The 11,107-nt window shown below is 70.2% G+C and carries 10 protein-coding genes; 5 read left to right on the top strand and 5 right to left on the bottom strand.

Annotated elements, in window-relative coordinates; translation table 11 throughout:
• Positions 1–358: hypothetical protein (locus ALA01S_RS34510; protein ID WP_218011544.1), on the top strand; the 358-nt coding region annotated here is incomplete at its 5' end.
• Positions 359–409: 51 nt separating this feature from the next.
• Here ALA01S_RS34510 and ALA01S_RS28840 read toward each other — a convergent pair.
• Entirely contained in the window at positions 410–1,696 is a 1,287-nt protein-coding gene (locus ALA01S_RS28840; RefSeq protein WP_238455997.1) for a DUF445 domain-containing protein, read from the bottom strand.
• A gap of 171 nt (positions 1,697–1,867) precedes the next feature.
• On the opposite strand from ALA01S_RS28840, the gene ALA01S_RS28835 reads away from it, so the two are divergent.
• A complete protein-coding gene (locus ALA01S_RS28835; protein WP_066342806.1) occupies positions 1,868–2,200 on the top strand; it encodes a hypothetical protein in 333 nt (110 codons plus the stop codon).
• 72 nt (positions 2,201–2,272) lie between these two features.
• Positions 2,273–3,163, top strand: a complete 891-nt coding sequence (locus ALA01S_RS28830) for a YihY/virulence factor BrkB family protein (protein WP_066342804.1) — start codon at positions 2,273–2,275, stop codon at positions 3,161–3,163.
• 24 nt (positions 3,164–3,187) lie between these two features.
• Here the strand turns inward: ALA01S_RS28830 and ALA01S_RS28825 are convergent, their stop codons facing one another.
• A complete protein-coding gene (locus tag ALA01S_RS28825; RefSeq protein WP_066342801.1) occupies positions 3,188–3,517 on the bottom strand; it encodes a hypothetical protein in 330 nt (109 codons plus the stop codon).
• A gap of 196 nt (positions 3,518–3,713) precedes the next feature.
• Between ALA01S_RS28825 and ALA01S_RS28820 the strand changes: the two genes are divergently transcribed.
• On the top strand, positions 3,714–4,196 hold the full coding sequence (locus tag ALA01S_RS28820; protein ID WP_066342798.1) for a CreA family protein: 483 nt from the start codon (positions 3,714–3,716) through the stop codon (positions 4,194–4,196).
• A gap of 325 nt (positions 4,197–4,521) precedes the next feature.
• On the opposite strand, the gene ALA01S_RS28815 is transcribed toward ALA01S_RS28820, so the two are convergent.
• The 3 genes from ALA01S_RS28815 to ALA01S_RS28805 form a co-directional block, all read right to left on the bottom strand.
• A complete protein-coding gene (locus ALA01S_RS28815) occupies positions 4,522–6,321 on the bottom strand; it encodes a S8 family peptidase (RefSeq protein ID WP_066342794.1) in 1,800 nt (599 codons plus the stop codon).
• Positions 6,322–7,050: 729 nt separating this feature from the next.
• Positions 7,051–8,847, bottom strand: coding sequence for a S8 family peptidase (locus ALA01S_RS28810; protein WP_066342792.1), 1,797 nt, complete (start codon positions 8,845–8,847; stop codon positions 7,051–7,053).
• A 202-nt stretch (positions 8,848–9,049) separates the two neighbouring features.
• A complete protein-coding gene (locus ALA01S_RS28805) occupies positions 9,050–9,946 on the bottom strand; it encodes an NAD(P)-dependent oxidoreductase (RefSeq protein WP_066342791.1) in 897 nt (298 codons plus the stop codon).
• Positions 9,947–10,102: 156 nt separating this feature from the next.
• Between ALA01S_RS28805 and ALA01S_RS28800 the strand changes: the two genes are divergently transcribed.
• Positions 10,103–11,068: an MBL fold metallo-hydrolase gene (locus tag ALA01S_RS28800; protein WP_084268052.1), complete on the top strand. Its 966-nt coding sequence runs from the start codon at positions 10,103–10,105 to the stop codon at positions 11,066–11,068.
• The last annotated feature ends 39 nt before the right edge of the window (positions 11,069–11,107 follow it).

Here is an 11,107-nt window from a genome sequence, read left to right as displayed (position 1 = left end):
AATTATTTCTGACTATTTGGCGGCAAAAAAGCTCATTAAATTCAATAGGTACGATATAAATTTCTTTTGGAGACGAAAAAGACATGCATGGCGTTGGTATAGAAACATGTTAAAAATTCTGATTCTCATAACATATATCGCACTTTGCTTTTTCTCCACATCTTCATTAATACTTGGAAAGTCATTTATGATTCAAATTTTTGGCTCAAAAGGCACCAGTGATGCATTATATTTCTTTATAACAATCTACATGCTTGCACTTGGATTGCCAGCAGCCATTTTTTGTTTAAATCGACTCGCTGCGCTTAGCTGCGCTGAGCGACTCATGAAAAGCAAAACAACGCCAAAAAATAAATGAAACAATATTTATTCAAAACGAAGACAAAATATTCCTTAAGGTTTCCAGTAGTTATCCCCCCAGCGCCACCGTCACCGCATGAATCAGCAGCCCAATGAGCCCGCCCACCAGCGTGCCGTTGATGCGGACGAACTGCAGGTCGCGGCCGATGTTGCGCTCCAGCTCCGTCGTCAGCTCTTCGGTCGGCCAGGCGTCCACGCGGGCCACGATGTAGCCGCGTATGTCCTCGCGGTAGCGCTCTATCCACGCGGGCGCGGCCTGCATGAGCTGCGCGTTGATCCACTCGCGCATGGCCGCATCCTCCAGCAGCCGCTTGCCCAGGCCCTGCGCGCCCTGCGCCACGCGCTGGCGCAGGCTGGATTCGGAGCGCTGCAGGTCCGCCTGCAACCACTGCAGCAACTGGTCCCACAGGCCGTGCAGGTACTGCGCCAGCGCCGGGTGGCGCAGCCACTCGCTTTGCAGCTCGCGCCCGCGCTCGCGCAGCGCGGGGTCGTCGCGCAGCCGCTCGATGCTGCGGACCATGAAGTCGTCGAAGCGCAGCCGCAGCGGGTGGTCGGGGTCGCTGCCCATGTCGGCCATCAAATTCCCCAGCGCCGAGATCAGCTTGCGCGTGGCCAGCCGCCCGGCCACGGCGTCCAGCCCAACCAGCTTGAGCACGCGCAGCTCCGAGGCCACCACCTCGGCCATGCGCTCCTGCACGCCCTCGTCCTCCAGCAGCCCGGCAAGCTGCTGCAGCAGCTCGTCCAGCAGCGCCTGGTGGCGGCGGTCGGCCGTGAGCAGCGCCAGCAGCTCGCCGGCCAGGGAGGAGACGTCCACCTTCTCCAGCCGCGCCACCACCGAGCTGCGCAGGAAGTGGCGCACGCGCTCGTCGTCCAGCGTGGAGAGCAGGTAGCGCGCCGCGGCCGAGAGGTGCTGCGCCATCTGCTCGGCGTGGCGCGGCTCGGCCAGCCAGTGCGCCAGCCGCGTGCCTGCGTCGAACTCCTGCAGCTTGGCCAACACCTGCGGCGTGCCCAGGAAGTTGTTGCAGATGAAGTTGGCCAGGTTGCGGCCTATGCGCGCCTTGTTGGTGGGGATGATGGCCGTGTGAGGAATGCGCAGGCCCAGCGGATGGCGGAACAGCGCCACCACCGCGAACCAGTCCGCCACCGCGCCCACCATGGCCGCCTCGGCGAAGGCCGCCAGGTAATGCCAGCCCGGGTGGCTGCGCCCAAGCATGGTGGCCAGCGCGTAGAGCACGGCCGCCGCGCCGAGCAGCCCCAGGGCGATGCGCTTCATGCGCACCAGCGCGGCCAGGCGCTCGGCCGCGGCGGGGTCGGAGGGGATCGTGGTTTTGTTCACGCGCTCCATCATGCTCGGTACGGGGAAAGCCCGGGGAAGCACCAAACTGCCCGCACCGCACCGCGCTTTTCCGCCCATGCCCCGCGGGCGGCCAGCCTCATGCTTGCGCATCGCCGGACCGCTCCGGCGCCGCGCCACCCGCCGCCTCCGCAGTACCCGTTGTATTCCGCCATGAAGAAGCTCCAGCTCGACGTGACCAGGTCCCTCTACGACACCGACGGCTACCGTCACACGCTGGTGACGGCCACGCCGCTGCAGATCGTGACCATGCTCGAAGGCTTTTATTGGCTGTGGGACCGCGCCACCGGCCGCTGCCTGCTCGAAGGCATGGGGCATGCCCGCCTGTGCAACCACGTGCCCCCGGGCGAGGACGCGCAGGCGCGGCGCAACCCCGTGGCCGAGACGCGCGCCTTCCTGGAGGCGCAATCCGTGATCCGCAGCGCCGCCCTGGGCCCCCGCGACATCGACGACACCCCCGCCGGCCCGCAAGACCTGGCGCACTGACTTTCCCCACCTGGCCCGCGGCGGGTTGGCCCCCGCCCTGCCCCGGGCCCGTTCCCTGCTCCAGGCACGCGCATGTCGCGTGCCGCCACCGAGCTGCTGCGCCACCCGGGCCGCTTCCTGGCCGGGTGCCTGCGCGCCTTCCGCAAGAACCAGGGCCTGCTGCTGGCGGGCGCGCTCGCCTACTACGCGCTGCTGTCGCTGGTGCCGCTGCTCATCCTGAGCGTGATCGCGCTGTCGCACTTGGTGGACGCGCGGGAGCTGCTCGCCACCATCTCGCGCTACCTGGCCTGGCTGCTGCCGGGGCAGTCGCAGCCGCTGGTGGCGGAGCTGGACACCTTCCTGGCCAACCGCGACACGGTGAGCGTCTTCCTGATGGCGGCCATGCTGTTCTTCAGCTCGCTGGCCTTCACGGTGCTGGAGAACGCCATGTCGGTGATCTTCTTCCACCGGGTGGCGATACGGCGGCGGCACTTCCTGGTGTCGGCCCTGCTGCCTTACGGCTGCATCCTGGCGCTGGGCTTCGGCTTGCTGCTGATCACGCTGGTGGCCGGCGCCCTGCAGACGCTGGGCTCGGACACGGTGCAGCTTTTCGACCACGACTTTTCATTGGACCGGCTCTCGGCCGTGCTGCTGTACCTGCTGGGCTTTGGCGGCGAGGTGCTGGTGCTCAGCGCCATCTACATGGTCATGCCCGTGGGCCGGCTGAAGTGGCGCCACGCGCTCATAGGCGCCGTGACGGCGGCCGTGTGCTGGGAGGTGAGCCGCCACGTGCTGGTGTGGTACTTCGCCACGCTGTCCAAGGTGAACGTGGTCTACGGGTCGCTGGCCACGGCCATCGTGGTGCTGCTGAGCCTGGAAATCGCCGCCACCGTGCTGCTGTTCGGGGCGCAGGTGATTTCGAGCTACGAGCAACTCCTGCGCGGCGGCTCGGCGGATGCGGGCGGGTGGAAGACGCCGCGGTGAAGGCCGCCGCGCGGCCTGTGCGCCTCAGGCGGCCGGCGCCTCGTCCCCCGGCAGCGCCGGGCATTCCCAGCCCAGCAGCTCCGACAGCCGCTTGATGACCCACACCGCCTCGGCGGCGCTGAAGCCGGCTTCGGGGTCGGCCAGGCCGGCGTGGTAGCGCAGCAGCAAGTCCACCTCGGAGCCGTGGGCGTGGATGCTGCGGCCGCGCGCGTGCTCCTCCAGCTGCTGCGCCAGGTCCTCGCACAGCTCGTAGCGCGCGCGTATGTCGGCCAGCGGGGCCGTGAGGCGCTGGCGGGCGTCGCGGTACAGGTTGAGGAAGGAGTCGGGGAGGTAGATCTGGTTTTCGTCGCTCATGGGAATGCCTTCTTGCGCTGCGCGGACCACGCCCGTCGGCGGGAAGCCCGCTTGCAGGGGCGGCGCGGCCGGCGCACGGCGCCCTTGTACCCGATGCGTCGGGCCCGCCCGGCGCTGGTGACAATCGGCCCAGCCCTTCCCCGCCGCGAGCGCCCCCGGCGCCGCGGCCACCACACCAACACCGGGAGAGACCCCCATGCCCAAGATCCAGCGCCTGCTCCTGCCCCTGCTGCTGACGGCCACTGCTGCCACGGTCCATGCCGAGCCCATCGGCGAGGTGGACACGGTTTTCAAGCTCATTGGCCCGGACCACAAGATCGTGGTCGAGGCCTACGACGATCCCAAGGTGGTGGGCGTGACCTGCTACGTCTCGCGCGCCAAGACCGGCGGTATCAAGGGCGCGCTGGGCGTGGCCGAGGACAAGTCCGACGCCTCCATCGCCTGCCGCCAGGTGGGGCCCATCAGCTTCCCCGGCGGCAAGCCGCTGCCCAAGCAGGAGGAGATGTTCAGCGAGCGCATCTCGCTGGTGTTCAAGCGGCTGCGCGTGGTGCGCATGGTGGACCCCAAGCGCAACGCGCTGGTCTATCTCACCTACTCGGAGCGAGTGATCGAAGGCTCGCCGCAGAACAGCGTCACGGTGGTGGCGGTGGATGGGGGCACGCCGATTCCGGTGAAGTGATCCGGCGTGCCAAAGCGAAGCGGCTGATCAGCGCCATGCCCTGGCGAACAAGGCCGGCATCGGCTTCCCGCAAGCCAGGGCGCCTCGCCTTCTACTTCGTCATTCCCGCGAAGGCGGGAATCCAGGCGGCCCCACGCTGGAACGTAGAGGTACTGCAGGAACGCGAGGTTTTTGACCCCAAAACGCCGGCCTATGAGCTGGCGGCCGACTTGGGGGCCGCCTGGATTCCCGCCTTCGCGGGAATGACGGATCGGAGTGCGCTGCGGGCCGGTCTTTGGCTGGCATTCACCAGCCCGGCCCCTCCTCCGCTTTTATCCTCAATCCGTCAATTCACTTCCACCGCCAGCCGGTACGTCCCCGCGTCGCCCGTCGTGCCGCTGATCCAGCGCACGCGCAGGTACACGGCCATGGCGGCGGTGCCGTTGTTGCGCACCGTCACGGTGTCGGTTTGCGAGCCGGTGAGCGTGCTGGCGGCCAGCCGGGCGCCGGAGGCGTCCACGGCGATGAGGTCGTAGTTCGACTCCGCGTTGGGCGTCAGGCGCGCCGTCAGCGCCTGGCCCGCCGCCAGACTCACGCCGAAGAGGTCCAGGTCGCTTGCGCTGCGCAGCGTGCCGCGCACCAGCGCGGGCAGCGTGGCAAGCCTCTGCGCCTGGGCGATGTTGTCGTTGGGCTCGGTGTCGGCGACGTCGGCCACGTCCGGCACCGAGGCCGTGCCGCCGCCGGCGGCGTCCACCGCCGCATTGGCGTCCAGCAGCCCCGCGCCGCAGCCGCTGCACGCCGCCGGGAAGGGGCGCGCGGCGTTCTTCAATCGCGTCGCCACCTCGTCCGGCGTGAGGCCGGGGTTGCGCGACAGCATGAGCGCCGCCACGCCGGAGACGTGCGGCGCCGCCATGGACGTGCCGCGCAGGCCGCCGTAGCTGTCCGCGCCCGGCGTGGTGGTGCCGGCGTTGAGCGTGGAGAGCACGGGATAGTCGCTGTCCCCGCCCGGCGCGGCCAGCGCCACACCCGCGCCGTAGTTGGAGTAGGACGCCCGCCCCCCGCTGCGCTTGACCGCCGCCACCGCGACCACGCCGGGGCAGTTGGCCGGCTGCGAATTGGCCACGTCCATCGCGCCGTTGCCCGCGGCCACCACCACCACGGCGCCGAGCGCGCGCGCGCCGGAAATGGCGTTCTGGTAGGTCACGCTGCAGGCGCCCGCGCCGCCCAACGACAGGTTGACCACGCGCGCCGGCGTGGGGTTGTCCGGCTGCCCGGCGACGCTGCCGCCCGCGGCCCAAAACAGCCCGTCGGCGATGTCGGAGGTGTAGCCGCCGCAGCGCCCAAGCACGCGCACCGGCAGCACCTTGGCGCCGAAGGCCACGCCCGCCACGCCCACGCCGTTGTTGGCCACCGCCGCGACAATGCCGGCCACGTGCGTGCCGTGCCAGGTGCTCTTGGTGGCGGTCCAGCCGTAGTAGCAGGCACCGGCGGTGGTCCAGTCGCCGGGGTCGGTGGGGTCGGCGTCGCGGCCGTCGCCGTCGCGGGCGACGGTGTCGTCGGTGATGAAGTCGCGCCCGGGCAGCAGGTTGGCGAGCAGGTCCGGGTGCGGACGCACGCCCGTGTCCACCACCGCCACCACCACGCCCGCGCCGGTGGACTTCTCCCAGGCCGTGGGGGCGCGCAGCCCGGCCGTGGCGTCGTGCAGCGGCCATTGCGCGCTCCAGCGCGCGTCGTCGGGGGTGAACTGGGGCTGCATCAGCGCGTCCGGCTCGGCGTACTCCACGTCGGCGTCGCCGTTGCGCAGGTCGTCGGCCACCTGGCGCAGCTCCGCCCCGCTCAGCGGCCGGTCCAGCTTGAAGACGTGCGCGCCGTTGGCCAGGCGCCGCAGGTGCGAGAGCTTCACGCCGTGGCGCTGCGTCATGGCCGAGGCGCGCAGTTGCGACGCGGCCGAGGGCGCGGCGGCGCGCTCGGCGCTGCGGTACTTGACGATGAGCCGGTCGGTGAGCGCCGCCGAAGCGGCGGCGGACGCGGGGGCGCCGGAGGCGGCCGGCGCGGCATCGCGCTCCAGCGCCGCGGCCGGCGCCGCGTGCAGGCCGGCGAGCGCGGCGGCCAGGGACAGGACGGAAAGCGAAAACTTCTTGGACATGGGCGCCAGGGGGAAGACGAAGGGACGCCGGCGGCAGCGCCGGCACGCTGTGAACCGTCCGCGCGGCTGCGGTGAGCACCTGCCCAACGATGGGGGCGGGCCGCCCGGAGGGCCGGGCGCGGGGGGCGGCATCGTAGGCAGCCAGTGAAGGCCCGCGCCGCCCTCCGGTCAATCGCCGGGCTGGGCACCCCGCAGGCGAATGAGGAAAGGCCAGGTGGGCCAATGGATTGCTGGAGGGGAGTCAGGCGAACACCAGAAATATTGATTGAAATACTCAAGCCATTAATTCGAAAAGTGGCACCATATATTCATACAGCAATTGATTATTCAGACGCCCAAATCGCGCCACGCATAGCCCAAAAACAAATTCAGCAAATTTCGACATCCCGTCAGCAAAGGCGCCTTGCACCCCGTTTCGTCATTCCCGCGAAGGCGGGAATCCAGGCGGCCCCACGCCGGAGCGCAGAGACGACGCAGGAACCACGGGGGTTTTCGCCTTGGTATGCCGACCAACGCGCTTGCGGCTGACTTGGGGGCTCCCTGGATTCCCGCCTTCGCGGGAATGACGAAGCAAGAGACGGAGCGAAACAGCTATCGGCCAACAGCAATTGCCTTATTGAAAAACAAACCCCAAAACCTCCCAAAATTATTACTGAAAACAAAAAAGGCGTCCGCTCCCGCGGACGCCTTTCAAAAATAATTGAATCTTCTGTTTCAACCGATTCGAATTCAATTCCCGCTCACCGCCAGGCTGTACGTGCCGCCGCTGCCCGTGAGGCCGCTGGCGCGGCGCACCTGGAGGACGACGGTCAGCTCGGTGCTGCCGGTGTTGGTGTACGTCAACTGGTCCGCCGTCGCGCCGGTCAGGGTGCTGGCGCGCAGCTGCGTGCCGGTGCTGCTGAGCAGGTACAGGTCGTAGTTGGAACTGGCGTTGGGCGTGAGCGTGGCGGTGACGCTGCCGCCGGCCGGAATCACCACGCGGTAGTGGTCCTTGTCGCTGGCCTTGGCGACGCTGCCGTTCACGCGCACGGGCAGCGTGCCCAGGGACTGCGCGCTGCCCGTCGTGTCGTTGGGCTCCACCTCGGTGAGCGTGGTGACGGTCACGGCGACGGGCGTGCCCGCGGCGTCCACCGCGGCGTTGGCGTCCAGCAGGCCCGTGCCGCAGCCGCTGCAGGTGGCCGGGAAGAGGCGCACGGAGGCCTTCAGCCGCGTCTCCACGTCGTCCGGCGTGAGCTGCGGGTTGCGCGAGAGCATGAGCGCCGCCACGCCGGCCACGTGGGGCGTGGCCATGGAGGTGCCCATGTACGAGGCGTAGCTGTCCGCGCCCGGCACCGTGGTGCCGCTGTTGAGCGTGGACAGGATGCCCGCGCCGCTGTCGCCGCCCGGCGCGGCCAGGTCCACCACGCTGCCGTAGTTGGAGTAGGACGCCTTGCCGCCCGCGCGGCTCACGGCCGCGACCGTGACCACGCCCGCGCAGTTGGCCGGCGCGGTGTTGATGGCGTCGGTGTTGGCATTGCCCGCGGCCACCACCACCACCGTGCCGCGTGCGCGCACCGTGTTGATGGCGTTCTGGTAGGTGGTCGGACAGGCCCCCGTGCCGCCCAGCGACAGGTTGAGCACCCGCGCCGGGCTGGGATTCACGGGCGCGCCGTACACGGCGCCGCCCGCGGCCCACACCATGGCGTCGGCGATGTCGGAGGTGTAGCCGCCGCAGCGGCCCAGCGCGCGCACCGGCAGCACCTTGGCGTTGAAGGCCACGCCCGCCACGCCCACGCCGTTGTTGGTCTGCGCGGCGATGGTCCCGGCCACGTGCGTGCCGTGCCAGCTGCTGTTGCTGGCGGCCGAGCCGCTGTAGCACAGGCCGGCGGTGGTCCAGTCGCCGGGGTCGGCAGGATTGGCGTCGCGGCCGTCGCCGTCGTTGGCCACCAGCGTGGCGTCGGCGATGAAGTCATAGCCCGGCAGCAGGTTGGCGGCCAGGTCAGCATGCGGGCGCACGCCGGTGTCGATCACGCCCACCACCACGCCGTCGCCGGTGGACTTGTCCCAGGCCGTCGGCAGGTTCAGCCCGGCGGTGGCTTCGAAGAAGTCCCACTGCGCGCCGTAGCTCGCGTCGTTGGGCGTGAACTGGGGCTGCATGCGCAGGTCCGGCTCGGCGTACTCGACGTCGGCGTCGCCGTTGCGCAGCTCCTGGGCGATCTGGCGCAGCTCGGCCACGGAGACGGCGCGGTCCAGCTTGAAGACATGGGCACCGCCGGCCGTGCGGCGCAGGTAGCCCAGCTTGCGGCCGTGGGTCTGCAGCACGGCATTGGCGCGGTTTTGCGCGGCGGCCGGGGGGGCGGCCGCGTCGACGGCGCTGCTGTACTTGACGATGAGGCGGTCGGTCACGTCAGCCGCGGCGGCGGCGGCAGCGGCAGCCGCGGGGGTGACGCCGGGACGCTGGTGGGCCGCGGCGGGCGCGGCCTGCAGGGTCAGGGCGGCTGCGGCGGCCAGCGCCAGCAGCGGGAACGACGACTTCTTGGACAGCATGGGCAAACATCCCCCGGGTAATTCTTGGCGGGGCACGGCCTCCGGCCTCCCTCGGCGGGGCCGCACCCAGCCCGCTCATCGGCTCGAAACGGGCGCTGTTGAGCCCCGCGGCTTGCGCGACATCAAGAAAAACACCGGAGCGCCGCAAGCGCCGTGTCCCTGCCCCTTCGCCTGCCCTGGCCCCTACACCCGGCCCCTGCGCTCAGCGCGGCACGATGCGCGCGCCGCTGAGCTGCTCCTGCGCCTCCACCAGCGAGGGCACGAACTTGTCGCCATGCCCCAGCGCGCTGGCCAGCGTGAGCGACTGGTGCACCGCCTCGCCCATCACGCTGGGCACGGCCAGTTCCTCGGCCAGGTGGGTGTAGTAGCGCAAGTCCTTGCGCGCGTTGTCCAGGCCGAACCGGATGCCCGCCAGGTCGCCCATGAGCGACTTGGCCATGGCCTGGAAGAGGCCGGAATTCACCGGGCCGGCCGACAGCAGCTCCACGAGCTTCTTCAGGTCCACCCCCGAGCGCTGGCCGACCGCGAACGCCTCGGCCGTGGCGGTGCAGATGGCCTGGCCTATGAAGTTGTTGAGCAGCTTCACCGTGTGCCCGGCGCCGGGCACGCCGACGTGGAACACGTTCTCGGCGAAGCAGCGCAGCACGGGCTCCAGGCGGGCGAACGCGGCCGGCTCGGCGCCGACCATGACGTTGAGCCGCCCGGCCTCGGCCTCCGCCGGCGTGCGCGCCAGCGGCGCGTCTATGAACGCCACGCCGTCCGCGGCGCAGCGCTCGCGCAGCCGGGCGGTGGAGCCGGGCTCGCTGGTGGAGCAGTCCACGATCAGGAGGCCGGGCGCGGCGCCGGCCAGCAGGCCGCCCTCGCCCAGCACCACCGCTTCGACCTGCGGCGATCCGGTGACGCAGACGAAGACGATCTCGCTGCCCTGGGCGACGGCTGCGGCGTTGTCCACCGCGACGGCGCCCGCCTCCAGCAAGTCGGCCACGCGCTCGCGGTTGCGGTGCACGGCCAGGCGCAGCCCGTGGCCGTGCGCGAGCAGGTTTTTGGCCATGCCGTGGCCCATGAGGCCGGAAGCGCCGATGAATCCAATGCGTGCCATGTGTCTTGTCTCCTGCTGCGGGGGGTGATGCTCGTCCGGCGCCAGCCGCCGGCGCGGCGCATGGTAGGCAGCGGGCATGCCCCCGTGGCGCGGACGGCCGCGGCCCGCGGCTATGCTCGCGCCGCCTTCGTCCCACCCGCTGAGAAGTACCGCCGCATGCCCGCCGATCCCGACGTTCCAAGCGCTCCCGCGGACACGCTGCGCGCCCTGGGCGCCCAGCTGCTGGTGCGCGGCTGGCTCTCGGCCAACAACGTGGTGTTTGCCGGCGGCGGCGAGGCCGGCGCGGCGGTGGTGGACAGCGGCTACGTCACCCACGGCACGCAGACGCTGGCGCTGCTGGAGCACGCGCTGGCCGGGCAGCCGCTCGCGCGCCTCTACAACACCCACCTGCATTCGGACCACTGCGGCGGCAACGCCGCGCTGCTGCGCCGCTGGCCGCAGGCCCGGCTGGCCGTGCCCGCGGGCTACGCGCCGCATGTCCAGCCCTGGGACGCGCAGGGCCTGGGCTTCCACGCCATGGACCAGCAGTTCGAGCCGTTCGAGGTCCACGGCTTCCTGCGGCCCGGCGACACCGTGCGGCTGGGCCGGCGCGACTGGGAGATTCATGCCACCCCCGGCCACGACCCGCACGCCGTGGTGCTGTTCGAGCCGGCGAGCCGCACGCTCGTCAGCGGCGACGCGCTGTGGGAGCAGCGGCTGGCGATCATCTTTCCGGAGCTGGTGGGCGAGGCCGGTTTCGACGAGGCGCAGCGGGCGCTGGACCTGATCGAAGGTTTGCGGCCCCGGCTCGTCCTGCCCGGCCATGGCGACGCGTTCACCGGCGTGCCCGCGGCGCTGGCCGCCTCGCGGCGGCGGCTGGAGGCCTTCAGGGCCGCGCCGCTGAAACACCACCAGTACGCCACGCGGGCGCTGGTCACCTACCACCTGCTGGAGCACCGCGCCCAGCCGCGCGAGGCGCTGCAGCGCTGGATCGTGCAAACGCCCGTGCTGCGGCACGCCGTGGACGCGCATGCGGGCAGCCATGCCGGGGACGCCCTGGGCTTCGCCCGCGAGACGGTGGACCGGCTGGTGGCCGACGGCGTGGTGGTGGAGGACGGGGACTGGGTGCGGATGGCGGGGTAGACGGACCAGGCGCCTCCTCCTTCGTCATCCCCGCCTTCG

Origin of the sequence: Azohydromonas lata NBRC 102462, assembly GCF_001571085.1 — a bacterium.
Taxonomy (GTDB): Bacteria; Pseudomonadota; Gammaproteobacteria; order Burkholderiales; family Burkholderiaceae_C; genus Azohydromonas; species Azohydromonas lata.
This window is presented reverse-complemented; position numbering and strand designations above follow the sequence as displayed.

What these genes read in the sequence shown, in the direction of transcription:
- ALA01S_RS28835 (WP_066342806.1), top strand. Translation starts at nt 1,868, where the DNA reads ATGAAGAAGCTCCAGCTCGACGTGACCAGGTCCCTCTACGACACCGAC.
- ALA01S_RS28830 (WP_066342804.1), top strand. Translation starts at nt 2,273, where the DNA reads ATGTCGCGTGCCGCCACCGAGCTGCTGCGCCACCCGGGCCGCTTCCTG.
- ALA01S_RS28825 (WP_066342801.1), bottom strand. Translation starts at nt 3,517, where the DNA reads ATGAGCGACGAAAACCAGATCTACCTCCCCGACTCCTTCCTCAACCTG.
- ALA01S_RS28820 (WP_066342798.1), top strand. Translation starts at nt 3,714, where the DNA reads ATGCCCAAGATCCAGCGCCTGCTCCTGCCCCTGCTGCTGACGGCCACT.
- ALA01S_RS28815 (WP_066342794.1), bottom strand. Translation starts at nt 6,321, where the DNA reads ATGTCCAAGAAGTTTTCGCTTTCCGTCCTGTCCCTGGCCGCCGCGCTC.
- ALA01S_RS28810 (WP_066342792.1), bottom strand. Translation starts at nt 8,847, where the DNA reads ATGCTGTCCAAGAAGTCGTCGTTCCCGCTGCTGGCGCTGGCCGCCGCA.
- ALA01S_RS28805 (WP_066342791.1), bottom strand. Translation starts at nt 9,946, where the DNA reads ATGGCACGCATTGGATTCATCGGCGCTTCCGGCCTCATGGGCCACGGC.
- ALA01S_RS28800 (WP_084268052.1), top strand. Translation starts at nt 10,103, where the DNA reads ATGCCCGCCGATCCCGACGTTCCAAGCGCTCCCGCGGACACGCTGCGC.